At 55.8% G+C, this 20,563-nt stretch carries 18 protein-coding genes, 1 tRNA gene and 1 pseudogene; 6 read left to right on the top strand and 14 right to left on the bottom strand.

Annotated elements, in window-relative coordinates; all coding sequences use genetic code 11:
- Positions 1 to 250 precede the first annotated feature (250 nt).
- The 8 genes from ABJD00_RS09725 to ABJD00_RS09690 all read right to left on the bottom strand — a co-directional run bounded on the left by ABJD00_RS09725 (position 251) and on the right by ABJD00_RS09690 (position 9,092).
- Positions 251 to 1,231 carry a transporter gene (locus ABJD00_RS09725; RefSeq protein ID WP_348410124.1) on the bottom strand — a complete coding sequence of 327 codons (981 nt, stop codon included), beginning with the start codon at positions 1,229 to 1,231 and terminating at the stop codon, positions 251 to 253.
- 10 nt (positions 1,232 to 1,241) lie between these two features.
- Complete coding sequence (locus ABJD00_RS09720) at positions 1,242 to 3,035, bottom strand: DUF3604 domain-containing protein (protein WP_348410123.1); 1,794 nt, start codon at positions 3,033 to 3,035, stop codon at positions 1,242 to 1,244.
- Positions 3,035 to 4,945 (bottom strand): DUF3604 domain-containing protein, encoded by a 1,911-nt coding sequence (locus ABJD00_RS09715; RefSeq protein WP_348410122.1) that lies wholly within the window; start codon positions 4,943 to 4,945, stop codon positions 3,035 to 3,037. Before ABJD00_RS09715 ends, ABJD00_RS09720 begins: the two co-directional genes overlap by 1 nt.
- A gap of 681 nt (positions 4,946 to 5,626) precedes the next feature.
- Positions 5,627 to 5,824, bottom strand: a complete 198-nt coding sequence (locus ABJD00_RS09710) for a hypothetical protein (RefSeq protein WP_348410121.1) — start codon at positions 5,822 to 5,824, stop codon at positions 5,627 to 5,629.
- Positions 5,825 to 6,315: 491 nt separating this feature from the next.
- Positions 6,316 to 6,654, bottom strand: coding sequence for a GFA family protein (locus tag ABJD00_RS09705; protein ID WP_413830464.1), 339 nt, complete (start codon positions 6,652 to 6,654; stop codon positions 6,316 to 6,318).
- 110 nt (positions 6,655 to 6,764) lie between these two features.
- Positions 6,765 to 7,679, bottom strand: coding sequence for an AEC family transporter (locus tag ABJD00_RS09700; RefSeq protein ID WP_348410120.1), 915 nt, complete (start codon positions 7,677 to 7,679; stop codon positions 6,765 to 6,767).
- A 64-nt stretch (positions 7,680 to 7,743) separates the two neighbouring features.
- On the bottom strand, positions 7,744 to 8,481 hold the full coding sequence (locus tag ABJD00_RS09695; RefSeq protein WP_348410119.1) for an SDR family oxidoreductase: 738 nt from the start codon (positions 8,479 to 8,481) through the stop codon (positions 7,744 to 7,746).
- Positions 8,482 to 8,489: 8 nt separating this feature from the next.
- On the bottom strand, positions 8,490 to 9,092 hold the full coding sequence (locus ABJD00_RS09690) for a glutathione S-transferase family protein (protein WP_348410118.1): 603 nt from the start codon (positions 9,090 to 9,092) through the stop codon (positions 8,490 to 8,492).
- A 149-nt stretch (positions 9,093 to 9,241) separates the two neighbouring features.
- Between ABJD00_RS09690 and ABJD00_RS09685 the strand changes: the two genes are divergently transcribed.
- From ABJD00_RS09685 to ABJD00_RS09675, 3 genes are all read left to right on the top strand, one after another.
- Entirely contained in the window at positions 9,242 to 9,721 is a 480-nt protein-coding gene (locus ABJD00_RS09685) for a helix-turn-helix domain-containing protein (RefSeq protein ID WP_348410117.1), read from the top strand.
- 21 nt (positions 9,722 to 9,742) lie between these two features.
- Positions 9,743 to 10,528, top strand: a complete 786-nt coding sequence (locus ABJD00_RS09680; protein ID WP_348410116.1) for an enoyl-CoA hydratase/isomerase family protein — start codon at positions 9,743 to 9,745, stop codon at positions 10,526 to 10,528.
- 435 nt (positions 10,529 to 10,963) lie between these two features.
- Positions 10,964 to 11,797 (top strand): DMT family transporter, encoded by an 834-nt coding sequence (locus tag ABJD00_RS09675; RefSeq protein ID WP_348410114.1) that lies wholly within the window; start codon positions 10,964 to 10,966, stop codon positions 11,795 to 11,797.
- Positions 11,798 to 12,012: 215 nt separating this feature from the next.
- Here the strand turns inward: ABJD00_RS09675 and ABJD00_RS09670 are convergent.
- Positions 12,013 to 12,087 (bottom strand) — tRNA-Gly (locus tag ABJD00_RS09670).
- 117 nt (positions 12,088 to 12,204) lie between these two features.
- Here ABJD00_RS09670 and ABJD00_RS09665 point away from each other — a divergent pair.
- Positions 12,205 to 12,588, top strand: a complete 384-nt coding sequence (locus ABJD00_RS09665; protein WP_348410112.1) for a hypothetical protein — start codon at positions 12,205 to 12,207, stop codon at positions 12,586 to 12,588.
- On the opposite strand, the pseudogene ABJD00_RS09660 reads toward ABJD00_RS09665, so the two are convergent.
- From ABJD00_RS09660 to ABJD00_RS09640, 5 genes and pseudogenes are all read right to left on the bottom strand, one after another.
- Positions 12,585 to 12,962, bottom strand: a pseudogene (locus ABJD00_RS09660) (VOC family protein). The gene ABJD00_RS09665 and the pseudogene ABJD00_RS09660 overlap by 4 nt on opposite strands.
- A gap of 45 nt (positions 12,963 to 13,007) precedes the next feature.
- Complete coding sequence (locus ABJD00_RS09655; protein WP_348410110.1) at positions 13,008 to 14,150, bottom strand: MFS transporter; 1,143 nt, start codon at positions 14,148 to 14,150, stop codon at positions 13,008 to 13,010.
- 445 nt (positions 14,151 to 14,595) lie between these two features.
- Entirely contained in the window at positions 14,596 to 15,723 is a 1,128-nt protein-coding gene (locus ABJD00_RS09650) for a cytochrome-c peroxidase (protein ID WP_348410108.1), read from the bottom strand.
- Positions 15,720 to 16,100 carry a hypothetical protein gene (locus ABJD00_RS09645; RefSeq protein ID WP_348410107.1) on the bottom strand — a complete coding sequence of 127 codons (381 nt, stop codon included), beginning with the start codon at positions 16,098 to 16,100 and terminating at the stop codon, positions 15,720 to 15,722. The genes ABJD00_RS09650 and ABJD00_RS09645 overlap by 4 nt, the downstream gene beginning before the upstream one ends.
- Positions 16,097 to 16,909, bottom strand: coding sequence for an amidohydrolase (locus ABJD00_RS09640; protein WP_348410105.1), 813 nt, complete (start codon positions 16,907 to 16,909; stop codon positions 16,097 to 16,099). Before ABJD00_RS09640 ends, ABJD00_RS09645 begins: the two co-directional genes overlap by 4 nt.
- Positions 16,910 to 17,177: 268 nt before the next feature.
- Here ABJD00_RS09640 and ABJD00_RS09635 point away from each other — a divergent pair, with 268 nt between their 5' ends.
- Complete coding sequence (locus ABJD00_RS09635) at positions 17,178 to 18,944, top strand: adenylate/guanylate cyclase domain-containing protein (protein ID WP_348410103.1); 1,767 nt, start codon at positions 17,178 to 17,180, stop codon at positions 18,942 to 18,944.
- Between the two features lie 177 nt (positions 18,945 to 19,121).
- A complete protein-coding gene (locus tag ABJD00_RS09630; protein WP_348410101.1) occupies positions 19,122 to 20,282 on the top strand; it encodes an iron-containing alcohol dehydrogenase in 1,161 nt (386 codons plus the stop codon).
- The last annotated feature ends 281 nt before the right edge of the window (positions 20,283 to 20,563 follow it).

Raw genomic sequence — 20,563 nt, 5'->3', positions numbered from 1 at the left:
CATAGGTCCAGTCCCAAGGAGTTTTTTGGCCAGCGGCCCACTTTTCCAGCGGCCCCACACCAGTTAGAAGCGAGCTCAGTCGTCGACGCCGCAAAGTTTGTTCCAGTCACCTATGGTTTTGGATGCCGCAAGCCGCTCGGGCGCTCGGTCCGTGTCTAGTGCCCACAACAAGTGTGTAGCGGGCTTCTGACATTCGCGAAGCCGGAACAAGCAGCGCGAAGACCAAAACTTGGCCCTAACTTTCGGGTGGTCAGAACGTCAAAGACATATTGAACCACAATGTATCGCTTTCGAACCGGCGTTTGGCCCCGAATTCGGTGAAGTACTTTAGTTGAAAGCTCGCGTCTTTGCCAAAAATGGAGGCTCCAGAGTAGCTGACCATGGGGCCCGCACCGAACACTCTGGCTTGCAGGCTGGACGCTCCAAGCGCTGCACGTGTGACCGCAGCACCGCTACCGGAATCATCGTCGAGTTGTTGGTAGGCGTAACCTGTCACCCCAAAAGCCCAACCGGACGGCAAATGCTGCATTACCGTTCCTTCAAGATTCAGCGCAGGCGCGTTCTGGTAGTCGGTATCCTTGTTTCGAGTACTGAATATCAGGCTTGCCGCTCCGGAGAACTCAAGCCCGGTTTGGGGGTTCATGTGTGTGACCGCAAAAACGGGCTGAAATGACCAGATGTTCTTGCCCGTGTTGAGTGCGTTGATCGTTCTGGCGGGTACGTCGATGGACGATGTGCTGTACGAGCCGGTCGGAGCAAAAACCGAAAGCCCTGCACTGTAGTGCAACATACCGGAGTGCCAGCCGACCATCGGTGTGATGGTTATGTCGCCAAGGCCAGAGGCGCTGTCACTGATGGGTACCCCAGCGATGGGTGGTGTCTCGCCTATGAAGGTCAGATCGGCATCGAGCACAATCGGTATGTTCAGATTGAGCGCGGGTGTTCCGCCCCATAGCGTCGAGTCAAACACGTAAGTGTAACTGAGCTTGGCGAAGGTCAGGTCGAGATCGGTTTCGGCACGGATCGGAAGACCACCCAGCGAAAGGCCCTCAACAGAACCGCGCGTCGTCACGATGTCGATGCCAAAATAAGACCCGGGTCCCGGGACGATCCCTGCAAAGGTTGTCCGGGAACCAAGAAGATAGGCACCCAAGCCGCCTTCGACAGCCCAAGCGGTCGTGGCATTTGCGCCCAAGGCGACTGCGAAGGCGATGCAATAGCTTTTTTTCATCGCCGCAATCCTAGTTGCTGTACCAGATGGGCGAACCCCAAGCGCGTTCCTGGATCGTGGCCGGCACGTTTTCCAGCAAAGGCAACCCATTGCGCACCGCGTCAAAGGTCGTCCAACGCGGAGTTGGGATTTCCAGAACCCGGGCATAATAGAAGGCTTTCGACTGTGGATTGAAATCCGTGTCGGTCCAACTGCCCATCAACATCGGTGCCCCGATGTCATTGGTGTACAGCGCAGTCGACAGATCAACCGTGTTGCCCACCGCGGGCAATTTACCGGTGTCCGGATCAATGTCACGGTCGCCCGCCCAGACGACATCAATGATCTTCTCGTTGGCATCGCCATATTCATCGACCCAACCCTTGATGATCTGTATTCGGTCCAGGTTGGCCCCGAGGGCGTCTTTCTCTGCGTAGACTGTGAAGGTCGGCGGCGCGCCGGCCGGCTTCAGGTTGCCCCCCATATGAGTACCGAGCAAATAGCCCTCCTGTGCCATCTGCACTGGGTCTGTCGGTGTCGACAGGTCCACTCCGCCAAACATACGCACTTTTATGCGGGGGCCTGAGCTGGCGAAGGTCTCGCGCCGCTTCATAGCATCCCAGATCGCAGCGCGGGTATTGTCGATGGCCCACACACCTGCCAGCGATCCAATAGAAAGGTCTTGCCCATCGATCCACCCCGCAACGCTGCCGGTGCGGCGGCGCTCGACGCTGCCATCCTCGGGGCCGTGCGCTCCGATGAACTCATCCTCAGCTACTTCAGACATCAATCCGTTGTGATTGTCTGTTCCTCCAATAAAGCCGTATTTGAACGGGTTCACGCCGAGTGCAAACTCATAGCCAATACCGTCGACCAAACCACCCCGGACGAAATCGCGCTGACGGAAAATTCGACCTGAGTTTTTTTGGATGGAGTCTGCATTTTCAAAACCGGCAAATTCGTCTGCGGCCCAGAACTTACGATGCACTTCGGAATTGCCTTTGACCTGCATCATTTCGATCAGCGGTTCATAAGCCTGCCGCGTGCGCGCGTATTCAAGGTCCATCGCATCCCCAAAGCTGTCAATATCCGGGAACATCCGGCCCTTGGAGGCGTTGGAATTGTGCGGAATGGCGAAGAGGTGGCGGCCTTCGGCCTCCTGCCCTTTCATCCAAGCCCATAGGTTTTCCTCTTCGTTGATGTCGATATAGCTCGGCACACTCGAGGGCACGTTACTGTCGCGAAACAGCACATTGCGATGCAGGTTAGCGCCATTTGGCGCGGCCGACCACTCGAAGCCGATCAAAGCGGTGAACACACCGGGCTCGTTGGCCTCTTCAGCTGCCTCGACAATGACCTGCCATGCCGATCTTGCCGTAGCCGGACCCGCAAAAAAAGGCGGGTGCTGAGGCGTGGCTGAGCGATTTGATGAGACAACGTACTTGATGAACCAGTCCTGCCGATCTTCAAGGCTCTCCAACCCGCGTAGCGCAACAAGATCCTTGTCGTCGTGCCCAGGTGCATCTTCGAACATGGTCGAATACATCTCGCCAATATATTCTGAATGATCCGTCACAGCAGCGAAATCGAGTGGCCGTTTGTGCTGTACCACAGTCCCGTCAGGCAAGGTCACCCGCTCTCCCTTCGCGTAGGACAAGCTGTCCGCAGGCATCAACCGTGTGCCGCCGATATATGCGTCAAGCGAGAAGGCTGTGTGCATGTGGGTCTCGCCAAAATAGGCGTTGCGGAGCGGGTTCGGCTCGGCCACCGCTACGCCTGCAGCGACAACAAGTGCCGACACCGGCAAAAAACATTTATTTAACATCAGTCTATTCCTGGTTCGGGAGTGTACCAGATTGGCGAGGTGTAGGCGCGCTCCTGGGTAATCAATTTGACTTCGGCAGACATATCTACACCGTAGCGCACGGCATCATAGGCGGTCCAACGCGGTGTTGGGATTTCGATTACACGTGCATAGTAAAACGAGTTCTCAGACGGATCGAAGTCCGGGTCAGTCCAAACCGTACCAAGCTCGGCCCGGCCGATGTCATTGGTCCACGAAGGGATCGACAGGTCGACGGTATTGCCCACAGGCGGCAACTTTCCGTCTTGGTCGGGCTGTCGCCCTCCAGCCCATACAACGTCATAGACCTTCTCTTGCGAGGTCCCATCTGCTTCGACCCATCCCTTGACGATCTGCACTCGATCAAGGTTTGCTCCGATGGGATCGCGCAAGGCATAGACGAGGAAGCTTGGCGCCGCGTCCGTCTGCGGCAAGTCGCCCCCCATCGGTACCCCCTTCTCATAGCCGATACGCGCAAGGTCGCGGTGCTTGATGTCATCAGCTGCGAAGTCGCCACCAAACAGGCGCACTGTTATTCGTGGCCCGGTGGTGGAATAGACCTCGCGCCGTTCCAGTGCATCAAAGACACCCGCGCGGGTGTTCTCAGTCGCCCAAACAGCGGTCGGACCGGGCGTTGCGTATTGCCAGCCCTTGTATGAAATCCCGAGATCGTCATTGCCTTTGGCATCCGCAAGGGCGCGAGTTTCCGAGGGTTCCATCCAAGTGAAGGCGCCGAAGAAGTTGTTGTCGTCCTGCGTAGTAAGGCCGGTGTGAATATCTGAACCACCAACAAAGCCTAGCTTGAACGGGTTGATGCCTTCCGATTTCTGAAACTCCAGCCCTTTCTTGAGAATGGACCGGGCATACTCGAACGGGATCATCTCCGGCGTCTTTGCCTCGGATATATCAAGGTTCGCCCAATCCCATGACTCGTAGTCGGCAAACTCGTCGGTTGGCGATAAAAGCGGGTGGGTTTCGCTATCACCCTTGGTTTGCTGGATTTCCAAAAGACGCTCCCAAGTCTGGCGGGTTTGCAAGTATTCCTTGTCGAAGGTTGCGCCGTTCTGGAAGGTGTCGTTCGGAGCGAACATGATACCGTTGGAAAGGTTCGGGTTGTGGGGAATGGCGATAACGTCGCCGCCTGTCTCGTCTTCATAGGCCTGCATCCACTTCCACAAATCACGAGGATCCGGACTGCCAGCAGGCGGCGCCATCAGGAATGGGACAACCTGCAGAGCCCTCGAAGGTCCGTCTCGGAAGATTACGTTACGATGCAGGTTGTTGCCGGCCACGAGGGAAGTCCACTCATAAGCGATCAACGCCGTAAACTGATGTGGTTCGTTGAATTCTTCGGCCGCTTGCACAAGGTCACGCCAAGTGTTGTCATATCCGGCACTGCCGGGCTGGTAGAGCAGCGCCTCCGACAAAGTGCCCTGTGAAAACTGAGCGATCAGGTCTATCGATGCCTGCTTGGCTGCGTCGCCGCCCTTTGCAAATTCTTCATGGAATTTCTTGCCCTGCTCGTCCGCCATAATGTTCGGTGCGCCGCGCATGATGTCGGTGATCACACCCATGCCGTCGGTATGCTCTGTGAGCATGTAGAAATCGAAGGGGCGCGGTAGTTTCACCGGTTGACCGGTGTTCGATAACACCTGATGCCCGCTCGCAAAACGGTACATATCGCGTGGCATCAACGTGGTTCCGCCACCGCCAGCATCGGCCGACAGCGCTGAATGCACGTGTGTATCGCCAAACAGGACACGCTCGGGAAAGCCACGATCCGCATTAGGGGAATAAGGCCTGCGCGCCTCGCCTTCCGGGTTGGTGACGCTCTGAGCAAGCGCTGCCACTGGAACGAGAACAATTGCTGCAATCCAATGTTTAAAATTCATCCAAGCTTTCCAAATCTTTATCTGTGTCCATGGGTTCTCGTCCCTTGTTGGCCCTCAGTCTGAGGCGCTTTTTGGCGACTCTAACAAATGATAATCGACGGGCCGCCCACAAACGTGGACAGACCATAAGGTGATTAGGTTGTCGGACGCTACGATTTTGTTGTCAGGAAAATACTCTTTCTCTTATCGAGAAATGTGAACAAAGGTTTTCTGCACCGCAGAGCTTTACCCTTCAAACACATCCACCCAATTCTCACGGTCACAACTGTCGTGGTGTCCCGATGAGAAAGTCTCGCCAGTGCATTGGTGTTTGAATCTGTCGCTGATACAAAAAGCCCGCTGTCCCACCCGATACTCGGCGGTCCAGAAACCTCCGCCAGAACAACCCCCAACAATTTCGCCACAACTAAGATACATCCGCCTCCGAAGTTTTATCTTTCACCGTTTCCTTGTGGCGCGGAGGCGGGTTTGGACTGTCTTTGGACTCTTAGTCGTACCGATGCGTGCGGAGTTGCTCATTTGTCTGGTCAGCATGAATTCGGGGTTCGGCCTGAAAATCATTGCTTTCTGCACGAAAGCTAAGGATCAGACGATCATCGCTCGCCTTCCACGTGGTTGAGTATGGCGCACTGTTTGGATGACTTGAGATCGCGGTGCGAGTTCAGGGCGCCGAACAAGGCGTTACCCTTCAGGCCACTTCCATGCGATCGCGCCAAGGTAGTTGCCACTGTCCACCGCGTTTACGGTCAGGCGCTTCGGGCCATAGCCATCGGCTTGGCGGAATTTGCGATAATTCCGGCGGTTTCTGGCAAGCCTAATGAGACCGGAAAGCGTAAGAACTAGGAACTCACCCTCGCCCTTCAATGGTACCGTATCCATACTATACCAGCCTGAAGCCAGAGCTTCTTCGGCCATCTCGTGCGGATTTCTACGTTTTGGAAGGGAGTGCTTCACGGAACCTCAATTTCCAGTGCCATCAACATAGTTGCAGTAGTGGCCTCACACAATGTGCGGCTAGCTAACAGTGGCAGCGGGTGGTTTCCAGTCTAAAGCGGACCGCGTAGGAAACGCATGGCTTAGGCAGAAGAAGTTTTCGCATGCGGTTGGTTGAACAGCTGTTGCGCCAACCAACCCAAGGTTGGAGTTATAACGCAAAGCGCTCTTTTTTGCGGACTTTTATGACTATAAAAACCGGCCAAAATTGCCGTAAGCGGTTTGCCGACGTTCTCTGCGGGTTCGAGGGCAAATCGTCTTGTTCCAGAGACGCGCACCCCCCCCAAGAGCCGTGGAGCCACAAGTCGGAAAACCAGAGCTCTTGGGCTACGATCGGAAAAACCTGCTTCGAAGTGCCTTCGTAGGTTAGGTTTCGGTCAAGGTTTCGCGGCGAACCTGGGCAGTGCCGGATCCATGACGTCCCAAGGCTGTGCGTTTTTTACAAAGATGTTGCGACTGGAAGTATACAGGCTTGGTTCGGCCATACTGCTTGCAAAGAACACGATCTCTCCATCACTCGCGCCATTTATCAGGAACAATGGCGACCCGCATGTCGCACACAAGCCCTGGCGCTTAGCGTGTCCGCGATCGGCAGGGCATTCAAAGCGAAGTGGCTCACTGTCGTCGATCTTGAAGTCGTTTTGCTTGACCAGAACCGCCGGGAAACAGGCACTTTCGGTTGCCTGCTGACGGTGGCGGCAACGGCCATTGCCCATATATCGTGCAGGACCTGAACAGGTGTAGCGGATTGCACAGCAAGCACAGCCGCGTGAAACCCCGATCTGTCATCATTCCTCCAAGCTGCAATTGCCCCTTTCTGGTCACATCACAACGACGCGGCCAGTGTCACTGTCAGCAGTGATCCTATCGACGAATAAAGAATGGCCCGTGCGATGGCGTCGACCCGTACTCCATAGTTCAGCGCCAGCATGAAACCCATGACCCCGCAGGGTGCGGCCGCCACCATCATCGCCGGGTTGCGCACCTCGGGCGTAAGCTGCAGAACGCCCACAAAAATTGCCCAGGCCAGCAATGGGTGAACCACCAGCTTCACACCGGTGATGGCCACGGGCAACATGGGTCGGGAACCGCTGGCCTTCTGGCTCAGAATGACGCCAAGCGCAAACAGCAGCACCGGGGAAGCCGTCCCCCCCAGAAAATCAACAAAGACATCAAAGCCTGTCGGCACTGAGACGCCCAGCAACCCCACCAAAAGCCCAAGTGCCATCGCGACCAATGGTGGGTTTCGAAAAATCTTGCCAAGTGTGTGGCCAAGCGAGGCATCCTTTGTTGCCAGAACGTCCATTAAGATCAAAGACCCGCTAAAGAGCAGAATGCCATCCATGGAAATGATAGCGACAATCGGCACAGCAGCAGACTCTCCAAACAGAGTGACCGCGATCGGCAGAACGAACAGGACGTGGTTGGCCAGCGCGGCGGCCAACCCCAGCAGAGCGGCCTCCATAACGTCGGTCTTGAAAAGCAGTCGGGCAATCAGAAATGCAGCGCCATACATCAGCACTTCGGTGATGAAATACCCGGCCAGCATAAGCAGGTTGAACGTCTCCAATGGGGCATTGGCCAGCAATTGGAAACTCAGCGCAGGCATTGCGATGAACATAACGAATTTGTTCAGCGCCATTGCCATGTTGAAATCGAAAGTCCCACGCAAGCCAAGGACATAGCCCACGGCACCAACGCCAAAAACAGGCAGCACACCGTTCAGCAGGTGGTCGAGCATCGCGTTGCTTTCTGTTAGGTTGAGGGATCAGCGACCTGTCTGGATCGATGCGGGCCGTGAGGTGTCACCATTTTTCGGCGTAAGGGCGGATGTCCAGTTCGTGTGTCCAGCCATCGCGCCGTTGGTGGTGCAGGTTCCAATAGGTTTCAGCGATGCTATCTGGATTCATCAGAGTGTCGGGCGGCAAGCTACCGGGGTCCCTGCCCGCCTGCCGCAACCGGTCGCGCACGAATTCGGTGTTGACGCCTGCATCAATGACAAGATGCGCCACATGGATGTTTTTCGGCCCCAACTCGCGAGCCATGGACTGCGCCAGGCCCCGCAGCGCAAATTTTCCGGAAGCAAAGGCGGCATATCCCGAACTGCCGCGCACCGAGGCTGTTGCACCAGTGAAGAAGATCGACCCTTTCTCCCGCTCCACCATGTATTTGGCAGCTTCGCGCCCGGACAGAAACGCCGCGTATGCGCACATCTCCCAGACCTTGCGAAAGATGCGTTCGGTCGTCTCCAGAATGGGAAACTGAACATTGCCGCCGACGTTAAAGACGCAGATGTCGATCGGTCCGATTTCACCTTCGACATGCGCGAACATCTCTGTTGCGGTTTCTTCCTTACGGGCGTCCCAGGTGAACCCCTGAGCGCTACCGCCCTCTGCTTCGATCTCCGCGATCAAGGGTGCAAGCTTTTCTCCGCGGCGGCGGCCCATCACGACGTGAAACCCACCTTTGGCAAAACGCTTGGCGATGGCTGCGCCGATGTAGTCTCCGGCGCCGATGATCAGACAGATGGGTTTTTCAGTCATTGTGTTGCTTATGCCGCTTCCGCCGCCTGAAAGGCCGGCCTGCCCTCAAGCCGATCAGCATAGGAGGACAGGTTCGGTAAGTTTGCGAACTCGGCACCAAGGCGTCGAGACATGATAACGGCGTGCCCGGTGATCGTGTCCGCAATCGTGAAATCCCCGGCAAGGAAATCCCGCCCGTCGATATGCTGCTCAACGGCCACGAGCGTGCGGTTCAGAAGCTTGAGCGCGCGCATTGCGATTTCTTCGTTGCGGCGCTCGGGCGGCAGCAGGATAGTTTCGACCACATAGTTGTTGATCGGCGGCATGATCATGCCCTCCGCATAGTGCAGCCATTGCAGGTATTCGGCAAAGTTCTGAGCGTTGGGACCAGGCGCCAGGTCGGGGGCATATTTAGCCGACAGATACTGCGCAATCGCCGTACTTTCGCTGATGGTGCTATCTCCGTCGACCACAGTGGGCACCCGGCCATTGGGGTTTATCGCGATGTAGTCAGGGCCGCGCATTTCTTTTTGTCCCAGCGTGAATTTCACCAGTTCATAGGGTTTCCCGATTTCTTCCAGCAACCAAACCGTGCGCACGGCACGCGACTGGGGAGCAAAATAGACTTTCATTACGGACCTCTCGGAAACCTGTCAGGCAACCGCCAAGATTTTGGCACGGCTCGGCGCGTGGCCGATAGGGCTGACCCCGTGGATTTGTTTGACAAGCAGGAGACTTCAACTTTAAAAGTTAGTCAATTCAAAAATTGAAGTGACCTCACATGAGCCGCTCTGGCCTTCCATCACAGACCTGCACAATCGCGCGCGCTGTAGCGCAGGTTGGTGATGAATGGACGCTTCTGATTGTGCGGGAAATGTTCCTGCGCACCCGACGCTTTGACGATTTCTTGCGCCTCACAGGCATGTCGTCCCATCTTCTTTCTCAGCGCTTAAAAAAGTTGGAAGCTCAGGGGGTGATCCGACGCAAGGCCTATTCAGAACGTCCGCCCCGTTATGAATACCATCTGACGGAAAAGGGGCGTGACCTTTGGGCGGTGATCATCGCATTGAAGCAATGGGGTGATCGCTGGCTGAGTACGGAAGACACCCCCGTAGAGATCATGCACAAGACGTGTGGACAGGTTGTTGCGCCGCGCATGACATGTCCGGACTGTGGCGAACCGATCGGGGCCCACGACGTCGAGGCATTGCTTTCCCAACCCTTCGAACTGGAACGACAAGCCGCAAGGCATGTGCTATAAAACCTGACAGAGGTCATACCCATGGACTATGAAACACTTCGCTTCGAGGTATCAGGCGGGATCGCGACAATCACCCTGAACCGCAAGGACAACCCCGCCAACGCGTTGAATGCACGTATGGCCGAAGAGTTGTTTGACATTGGGGTGCGCTGCGGGGCACCGGACGTGCGCGCCGTCATTGTCACCTCCACGGGCAAGATGTTCTGTGGCGGCGGTGACCTTGCCGAAATGGACGCCGCCCCAGACAAACCCGCCCATCTGACCCGAATGGCCACCTTGTTGCATGCAGGATTAATCCGGCTTGCTCGCATCGACGCACCGGTCATCATGGCCGTGAACGGAACCGCGGGCGGCGGCGGGTTTTCTATGGTTTTATCTGGCGACTATGTCGTCGCATCCGAAAGGGCCAAGTTTGTCTCGGCCTATACATCATCAGGCCTAACCCCGGACGGATCGTCGACGTACTATCTGGCGAAGCATGTCGGCTTGCTAAGGGCCAAAGAGTTGATGCTGACAAACCGAGTCCTGACTGCCGCCGAAGCTCAGGCCTGGGGCTTGGTCAACAAGGTGGTGCCGCCAGAGACTGTGATGGACGAAGCCCGTGCGATTGCACGGCAAATCGCTTCCGGGCCGACACAGGCGTTTGGTGGCGTGAAGAGGCTGCTGGACACGGCATTTTCGGACGGCTTGGAAACCCAGCTGGATCGAGAAACGCGATCTATCGCCGATATGATGTGCACAAAAGATGGACCAGCCGGAATCGCAGCTTTTTTGGCCAAGGAAACGCCACGCTTCGAGGGAACTTAACCAGTCCGACCAAACCTCAAATACAGCAGATCAGGCAAATTGGCCTCCGAATGCTGCTCGACTTGGGATGAATGTCATTGGCCCTAACCCATCCAGCGCAGAAACGAGCGGAGTTGATGAGCCGGCTTGTTCAGCCTTCAGATCACTGAATTTTACTGGGTCGGTCCCTTTTCAGAGTGTGATTTCGAACCCGGGGTTCGAAGTACGGATTGCGCTCGAACAATAGAATTGTCTGCTCTGAAAGATTTCCTTGTCGCTCTGTTTAAAGGATTCAACTACGGTCACTTAGAACACAGCCTGAAATTGACACACTATGTTCGGTGATGTCGAAAATCACGGCTTTCACTAGCCACCAGAGACACCGAATTGACTTCCAACGAGTCCAGATCAAGCGCAGATATTAGCGCGCCAGACAATGTGCGGGGCCTGTTGGTGATGGGTCTCGGTTTTTTCGTGTTTTCCGTGGCAGATACCCAAGCCAAATTGCTCACCGAGTTTTTCCACCCGGTCCAAATCGTCTGGGTTCGTCAATTTGGCCTTCTGGCGGGCGTCATTGTCGCTCTGGCAATGCTCGGTCCGTCAATTTTTGGAACCCGTCATCCTGCGCTGCAGTTTGGACGAGGACTATTGGCGGTTACTTCGGCCGTTTGCTTTATCTTTGCGATAAAATTTGTTCCGCTGGCGGACGCAGTTGCGATCAGTTTTGTGGCCCCATTTTTGGTCACCGCAATGGGAGCGGTGTTTCTTGGCGAGAAAGTTGGCCTAAGGCGATGGAGCGCCGTTGTCGTGGGGTTTTGCGGGGCTCTTATTGTCATCCGGCCAGGCTTAGGTGTCATGCATCCAGCCGGCTTTCTGGTCGTTCTGGCTGCTACCGCCTTTGCGGCAAGGCAAGTTTTGTCGCGCCATTTGGCAAAAGACGACCGCACGGTCACAACGGTTGCGTACACTGCTCTTGTCAGCACTCTGGCATTGTCGATACCGCTTCCATTTTTCTGGACGATGCCTGAGGCAGGTATGCAATGGGCGCTATTATTCGGAATGGCCTTTTTTGCTGCTCTTGGTGAATTGATGATCATCAAGTCGCTGGAAATAGCCCATGCATCTGTCCTGGCACCAGTTCATTACAGCTTGCTGATCTGGGGCACGTTTTGGGGTTGGCTGGTCTTTGACCAGCTGCCGGACTCTTGGACGTGGGTTGGTGCGCTGGTAATCGTCGCCACTGGAATTTACATCATCCGCCGCGAGCGGAAGGTGAAAAACGGTGCGTGATTGCAAGAACAGGCCGCATAGAGCCAATAAGTTAAATATTGGAACCCTCGACACCATGCCGGAGCCTATCTCCGAGCACCTTGCCAAATCCTGATGACGATTCTCCAAAACTGGAGTTCACATCTTTCGCGTGAACGCTCACACGCAACTGCATAAAACGAATTGCCCGGTGCCCCGAAGGGCTTACTCTAAGTGCATGTAAGGCTTTGGTAATTTGGAGCGGGCGAGGCGATTCGAACGCCCGACCCTAACCTTGGCAAGGTTATGCTCTACCCCTGAGCTACGCCCGCTTCCTTGGGTGAGGCGTGAGATACTTATCCCGGCCCTGCGCTGCAAGTGGAAAATCACATCGCGCAGCAAAAATCTTTGGGCAATATTACGGGGCCGGCAAAGAAACAGGGAAACCGATGGGCAAATCGATCATGAGGCATGCGATATGGCCGCCCAGTTGGGTGATGATTGCCATTGTGATGCTTTTCGCCCCTGCCCCACTTGACGCACATGACGGGCCTCACGGTCCCGAAGTGCTCACCCGCGTCCTATCGACCGAACGAAAAAATAACCAACTGGCGGTAACCATTGAGATGACAGGCCTCGGCGGTCCGATTGTGCTCACCCGCATATCGGCCCCTGGTGCCACAAGCCCCGCTATTGCACCAGTTTATGTCAACTTCGCAGAAGACGCGTTGGTCAGCACCCAATTGACCTTTGCCACCGCCATACCCACGACCTTCACTCTGACCCTCACATTCGGACCATTGGGCGAGACAACTCTCGAGGTTTTCCCCTAGCGACGCTCGATCAGATCCCAGCGGTTGCCAAAGATATCGCGAAATACGGCGACTGTGCCATAGGGCTCCACGCGTGGCTATTCCTCGAACGTGACACCCGCTCGCAGCAAATGCGCATGATCCCGGGCAAAATCGTCCGTCTGCAAGAACAGCCACACCCGCCCTGCACCCTGCGCCCCAATGGCTGCCTGTTGGGTGGGTCCGTCGGCCCGGGCCAGCACAAAGGACGCTCCACCTTCGCCGGGGCGCACCTCGACCCAGCGCTTGCGCCCCTGATCGATATCAGCGATCAGATCGAAGCCCATCTGCCCACAATAAAAGGCAATCGCTTCGTTATAGTCGGGCACGATGAGAGATACGGAAGCCAGCTTCATCCCACTTCCCTGCCCCAGCCCGTGCGTGCCTGCAAGGGGGCCGCCTTACTTTGCGCGCACCGCACCTGCAAGAACGATGATCAAAGCCGCCAGAACCGCCAGAAGGGCAAAGCCTGTGCGCAACGTGCTCGCATAGGCCACAAACCCGATCAGCGGCGGACCAAGAAGCAACCCGCCATAGCCAAGGGTCGACACAGAAGCGATGGCTGTACCGGGTGGCAAATACGGATCGCGCGCGGCCCGTGAAAAGGCCAGCGGCATGATCACTGCATATCCGACCCCCATCAACGCAAAGGCAGTCAGGGTCACGCCGTAGCTCGTCGAGGACACCGCACTGATAGCCCCCACTGTCGCGATCACCCCGGCAATCCGCGCCGTGGGTGTAGGACCAAAGACACGCGTAGCCTGATCCCCCATCAATCGGGTGATCACCATGGCCACCGAGAAAACTGTGTAACCCAAGGCCGCCTGCGCGGGTGTGACTGCAGTTGTTTCGATCAGCAAGAGAGCACTCCAATCGACCATCGCTCCTTCGCCCATGGAAGTGCAGAACGCGATCAGGCCGACGGCAACCAGCGGGCCTTTGGGCAACGGAAACAACGGCGTGCCTGACACCCGGTCCTGAGTGGGCGAGACCCAACCGATACGAGCCACGGCCAGAGTCAGTGCGGCGACAACCGCACCCGTGGCTATGAAATGTACCAGAATGCCAACTCCCCATTGCTCTGCGAAAAACCCACTTGCCGCACCCAAACCGGCTCCAAGGCTGAACATCGCATGAAACGACGACATTACCGGGCGCGCGATATGGCGCTCGGCCTCTCCCGCCCATGTGTTCATTGCGACATCCATCGCACCATGCGTCGCCCCAAACACGGCAAGCGCAACTGCGAGGGTGGCGATGTTCGGAGCAAGCGCTGTGAGCGCGAGGGCCACCGTGTACGCCACCGCGATCCACAACGTGATGAAAGCAGCACCCAGCTTGTCGGCAAAGCGCCCGGCGAGTGGAAAAGCGGCGATCGCCCCACCCGCCAACAACAACAGGAGCAGACCCAATTCCCCCGCATCAAGGTCGTGACGCGCCGCCATCGCCGGAATACGCGCGGCCCAAATGCCGTAAAGTGCGCCGTTCAGAACGAACATCGCAGAAACGGCAAGCCAAGTGGCGCGATTTGACTGTGTATTCATTGACCTTGTCCCAAATGATGAGGACTCAGGGCAGATACGCGCCCTAGACCAACCTGTGCTCAAGTGACACGGAGACACAAGCGCTATTCAAACCGCTTTGGCCTCATATTTCAGACTGAAAACAATTGTGCACGCCCGCAGGAGTATCGAGTTGCGTTGCCAGCCATCGGCGACGGATCTCGCCGCTCACAAGAGCGAGGCATCGTGTTGGATCGGCTCAACTCGTCAGCGATGTTTCCGCAAAGCCTCCACTCATCCGCGATGACGCCCCTGTCCGCTATGCGGGCAATCCAGACCCTTGCAAGCGCAGCAAATGTTAACAATGCAACTATTCACCTGAGCAGCCTAGCCGCCGCTGTCTAACAATTTGATCGGAATAGCGGACATTGGTGTCGGTCACTCAAGCCAAACCGACCATACGCGCCAATATTGCCATCTTGGCTTCTTAGTCGGAAACCTCACTAAGAGTTTCAAGAAACGCGACCACGTCTGAGATTTCGGCTTCAGACAAGTTCAATGGCTGGAGAATTGCTTCACCATCGGCATGCATCCTCTCAAGATCGATCTCGTTGTAGTGCCGAACAACAGCAGTGAGATCTGGCAGCGATCCGTTGTGCATGTAGGGCGCGGTTTCAACGACTCCACGCAAGCTTGGTGTCTTGAAAGTGCCGAAATCTGCATGCGTTTGGCGGACATTCCGCACGGCCCAGGCACCTTGTTTGTCCTCATCATCGCTCCATTCACCAGCCAGTGTGTATGGGTTGGACAGTAGAAATTTCAGCCCGCCGAACCGTCCTTGGTCCACCGTTGTTTCATCGATAAAATACGAAACACCTGCATCATGGAATTCGTTATTGGAAAACCGTGGGCCGCTGTGGCACATGATGCAATTCCCCCTCCCAAGAAAGATCCGCAAACCACGTTGAGCGGCCTCGGGATAGCTGAGCGCTGTGGCATGGTCTTGCTCTTCAAGTGCATCTCGAAACACATCGAAGGCGGTTGATCGCGTCACCAAAACCTCTTGGTACGCCGCCAGAGCTTTAGCGGTATTGACCAGAACCGCCTCGGGCGGTTGCGTGTCGATCGGACCGAAGATGGCCTCATAAGCAGGCTTGAACCGGCTTGCTGAAAGCGCCGCCTGCAAACTTTGTGGGCTGTGCGCCATTTCCTGATCCGCGACAATCGGGTGTAAACTGGCCGCCCACAGATTGTCGCTTTTGCCCCCCCAGCCAAACCAGCGCAAGCCACCAAGGTTCACCACACTCGGGCTATTGCGATCCAGAACTTCGCGACCAACAGCGCGGGGCAATGGAACCGTAAACCCCTGCGCCGGATCGTGACAGCTTGAACAGGCAAGGCTGGCATCCTTGGACAGGATTGGATCTGCGAACAAATCCTCGCCCAAGGCAATCGAAGCCCGATCCCCCGACACCCTGTTGCTTTTGTCGGGCTCTGGTTCGGGCGGCCATGGCCCTAACGACAGGGTTTGGGAAATCTCGACAGGCGACAGGATCACGTCTGCCATGACCGGATCGCCCAAAAGAAGCATGGCGCAAATGAACCCGCGTTTCATTGCAATTCGGTCGTTTGGGTATAGCGGGTGATGCCAGTCTGGTCATACAGGTCCATTTGTATTTCCCAGACACCCGGCATGTGAAACAGCATGCCATCCACACGAAACGCGCCTTCCCCCAAATCAACAACAGTTGGGATGTAATTCATCCCGTGCTGGTGTGCGGGCATCTCAGCGTCAACGACGAGTTTGTGGATGTCCTTATCGCCGCATACAATCACTTTGACCGAAAAAGGCTGGGCCAATTGCATGTCATCCAGAAACATTTCGACGTGAGGCGCGTCTTGGTCCGAAGATATCAGAGGCACCCCATCGGTGCCGCACGCCGAAGCGCCCCCCGACCAGAGCACCCCCAAGGCAAGAGCCCGCAGTTTCATTTTGTCTGCAGCATGCGTTCAGCGTTGGCAAAGGCGATATTGTCAGCAAGGCCATCTGGCAGGGTGTCCATCCATTCCCGGGAAAACTCAGCATGTGGGCCAACATAGTACCAGCGTTCGGGCGCGAAAGTGTCGGTACCAACCATGAACCGGTCAGGATGGGCCTCAAATGCGGCTTTCCAATCAGGATCTACCCTGCCGCGCGACGCCATGTCTGATCGATACGCCAAATCTGCCCAAAGCCGCGAATATGTGTCCAATGCATCCACAACACTGCCCGGATCGACAAACCCTGAATGGGCCCACAGAACCCGTGCGTCGGGCCAGGACTCAAAAATCAGATCCAGTGCGGCGCGATCACCATGATGGTGCAAGAGCAAATTGCGTTCGCGCGCCAAGACGATCAGGCGCTGTAGCACCGGAGTCTTGATGTCGTCGCCGAAAGCATGGAATTCTCCGATGGCCTCGTAGTGGTTCTTTGCCAGATTTTTCTCCAAATAGTCGATCACGGAAGGATCATGCATCCACGTTCCAATCGCACCCCTGCGGGCATAAGGCCGCAAAGCTGGAACGACGATATCGGGGGCCGCCGCCTTTAACAGTTGCGTACCGTTGTCATCGGAACTGGAAATCAACGCCTTTCGCACGCCGGCCTCCCGCAAAATTTTCACAGCTTGCTCTGGAGGGACGGACAATACGGCGTCGTGGCTGTAGTGGATATGCGCATCGAAAATCGGGCGCTCTTGAGCGAATGCGACACCGGACAACGATATTGCGCCGAAAAGGAAAAGGACCGATCGGTGGATCATGCGCTGTTCTAACCTTTTGTTTGAGCCTTCCTCACAGTATTTTGCGCGGAGGGGAATTCAACCAGAAACACGAGAGCAGTATCTTTGCGGTGCAGTAACGAGACGTCAGAATCTCCTGATTTGGGCTCGAAACTGCCGTTCGCTTCATCATGCAACAACGACTTCTGTGCGGGGCAAGGCCCCCGTTCGCTCCAAACTTACGCCAATGACCGAGTGGCAGAACAAACAGTAATGACCACTGGTCCGGCTATTGCAGTCGTTGTGATAGTTGCCCAGACTGAACTTACTTACCCTGGGGGAACCTCGCATCAGGCGACTTACAACGATAGTTGCTGCGGACTTAGCGGCCTATTCACGCTTAATGGCGGTGGATGAAGAGGGCGTTATTTCCCGTTTAAGCGCGATCTGGTCCAGGGTTGTGGAGCCTCTTGTTCAGAAAGCCAGTGGACGTGTTGTTAAGACCATGGGTGACGGATTCCTTGCAGAGTTTCAATCCCCAATAGAAGCGGTGCGTGCGGCTCTCGCCATACAAGATGCGATGTCAAAACGGGATTTGGATAAGCCAGAAGAAGAGCGGCTGCGTTTCAGAATTGGTGTGCATGTTGGCGATGTCGTTGCCATGGGCGACGACATTCTTGGTGATGCTGTAAACGTTGCCGCGCGCCTTGAGGCAATATCACCCGTCGGTGGCCTGTGCCTTTCGCGCACGGCGCGAGATCAGGTGAAGAGCAATGTCGATCAAAGCTTGAGACCGATCGGAGAGATTAAGGTCAAGAACATGCCTGAACCCATTGAGGCGTGGGTTTTGGGTCAAGGTGCCGAAGCACATTTTCCTGAAACATCGAGCCTCCCGACTGTGGTGGTTATGCCTTTTGAGGAGCTTGGAGGTGAAAATGAGTTCTTCTCGGATGGTGTCGTGGACGAGATAACGTCAGCCTTATCAAGCGTTGGTGAGATTTCAGTGATCGCTCGGCAATCTGCGTTCAGCTTCAAGGGGCGAGTTGTAGATATTCGTACAGTCGGACGAGATCTTGGCGCCAGATATGTGGTGACAGGCGCCATTCGGCGATCTGGAAACCGAGTGAGAATATCGGCGCAGCTTGCTTCTGCAATCACTGGAGCAAATCTTTGGTCACAGCGCTACGACGATGATTTGGAAGACCTCTTTGAACTTCAGGATCGGATAGCTTCTCAAGTCGCCGGAGCAGTGTCCCCATCCATACGTGCCTCGGAAATCGCAGCCGCTCGGGCTGTGGCTCCAATGGAACGAAAGGCTTACCAGTTTTACTTGAGTGCTTTCCCTCATTTCTGGGCACACCGCCGCGAAGAGAACGAGCGTGCGATAGAATTGTTGAGCGCGGCACTGGAGCAAGATCGCGGGAATTTTCGCCCACAAGCTTTGCGGGCCTGGGCGTTCGCTCAACAAGCCACCTACATGTGGAGCGATACACCACTCATCTCACGGCAAAACGCGCAACAGGACGCAGAAACAGCAGCCCTGACCGCTGGAGAACATGCACCTTCATTGGTGGCCATTGCTGCAGCATTGGGAATGACAGGTCTTGATCATGATCGCGCAGGCCAAATTCTAGAGCATGCTCTTTCGCTAGACCCAAATTCTGCTTGGGGTTGGATGCGACTGGGATGGAACAATGTTTATCGTCAGAATGTCGAAGCAGGACTTGCCGCATTCGACCGCGCTGAAGCACTCAGTCCGAGAGACCCTTTCCTATTCAACCTGCATTTCGGTCGAGCTTATGCCAATGGGCTCACAGGGGAGTTCGACAAAGCGATCCGACTTGCCAAGCTCGGGCTAACTGCCGGACCCGGAGTAACTTGGGCCTACCGTGATCTGGCAAGCTTTTGCGCCAATGCTGGACGGCAACAGGAAGCAGATGAAGCGGTTGCCTCGTTGATGAGCAGTTATCCTGGCCTGACGATCAAACGTGTCGTCGACAGCATGCCCCCTGCAACGCATTCCCGGCATCATGGTTTTCTTGAAGGATTGCGGCGCGCGGGCGTACCAGAAAGCTGACAATTCAAACATCCGCTTTGGTCGCTGAGCGAACTTCACCACTAACGGCTCAAACTTCTGCTGACTGCTGTCGACGACAGCCTAAGCAACGCAACCTTCATTCTTTACGTCACTAGGCAAACTTTCCCTTGTTCGCCTCAGTCACCTAGGCTTCTTTGATCAGAAGGAGGACTTCTAATGGAGACTGGAACCATTGGGCGCGTACAGTCGCCGCGCGTCATTCGTGTGGGCGGCGGTGTGGCAGGGGAGACAGCGGAGGTTCTGTCTCAATTGGGATTGTCACGCCCTTTGATCGTGACCGACCCGACAGTCGCTCGATTATACTTGACCCGGCTGACTGATGTCTTGGAAAAGTGCGATCTGACTTGGGGCGTTTTCGATCAAGTCGTGGAGGACCCCACCGATGTCTGTGTCGACGCAGCTCTCTCGGTTTTTCGATCCGGTGACTATGACTGCGTGATCGGATTTGGTGGCGGCAGCCCGATGGACACAGCAAAGGCTGTTTCTTTCATGGCCGTAAATTCCGGACATGTACGGGACTACAAAGCCCCAGCCCAAATCGATCGTTGCGGTGTTCCCATAGTCTTGATCCCAACAACAGGTGGCACAGGCTCAGAGCTGACACGTTGGTGCGTCATCACAGACACAGAAAGACCGGAGAAATACAATTTATCGGGCCTTGCCTGTGTGGCAACCGCCGCTCTGATCGATTGGACTTTCACAGTCACAAAGCCAGCGCGCATCACCGCCGATACGGCGGTCGACAGCCTTACCCATGCCATTGAGGCCTATGTCAGTCGCAAATCGTTTCCCTATACAGACGCGTTCGCACTCTCTGCCATGCCGCTTATCGCGACTTACGTAAGACGGGCATACAAAGATCCCTCTGATGCAGAGGCTCGCGAAGCCTTGATGCTGGCGGCTTCACAAGCCGGAATGGCCTTCTCCAACGCTTCGGTCGCATTGGTCCATGGGATGAGCCGGCCTATTGGGGCCCATTTCCACGTCGCTCACGGGCTTTCTAATGCGATGCTATTGCCTGCGGTCACAGAGTTCTCGGTGGACGCTGCACCGCATCGGTATGCTGATTGTGCGCGAGCCATGGAGATGGCAGGAGACAACGATAGCGATGCAACAGCTTGTACCAAACTTGTGGATGGCTTGCGTAGGCTAAATCAGGACTTGGCCGTGCCATGCCCGTCCGATCTGGGTCATCAGGCTGACGGCGCCATGCTCTTACTTATGGCAGAGCAAGCTATTGCGTCTGGGTCCCCCGGAAACAATCCTCGCATTCCAACTGTAGAAAATATCATCGGCTTGTACCGGGCAATGTGGTAGTTCATGCGGGCCATGACCGGACGGGCCAACCATACCTCTTGTGCTGCTTGGCGGTTGCATTGGTCGTCTTTGCAATTCTTCTGTTTCGCGAAGGCTAGCAGTGGATTTCCGTTGTCGCGCACTAGCAGTCCCCACATCGATGTGAGGTGCCCCTAGATTTGTAGACGCTTTGCTTGGTAATTTTGGAACCAAGGAGAGACGGATATGAACAAGGGCATACGGTTTACGGATGAGTTTAAGCAGGACGCCGTGGCGCAGGTTGTTGAGCGTGGATATGCGGT

The organism is Tateyamaria sp. (assembly GCF_039945315.1).
Classification (GTDB): domain Bacteria; phylum Pseudomonadota; class Alphaproteobacteria; order Rhodobacterales; family Rhodobacteraceae; genus Tateyamaria.
This window is presented reverse-complemented; position numbering and strand designations above follow the sequence as displayed.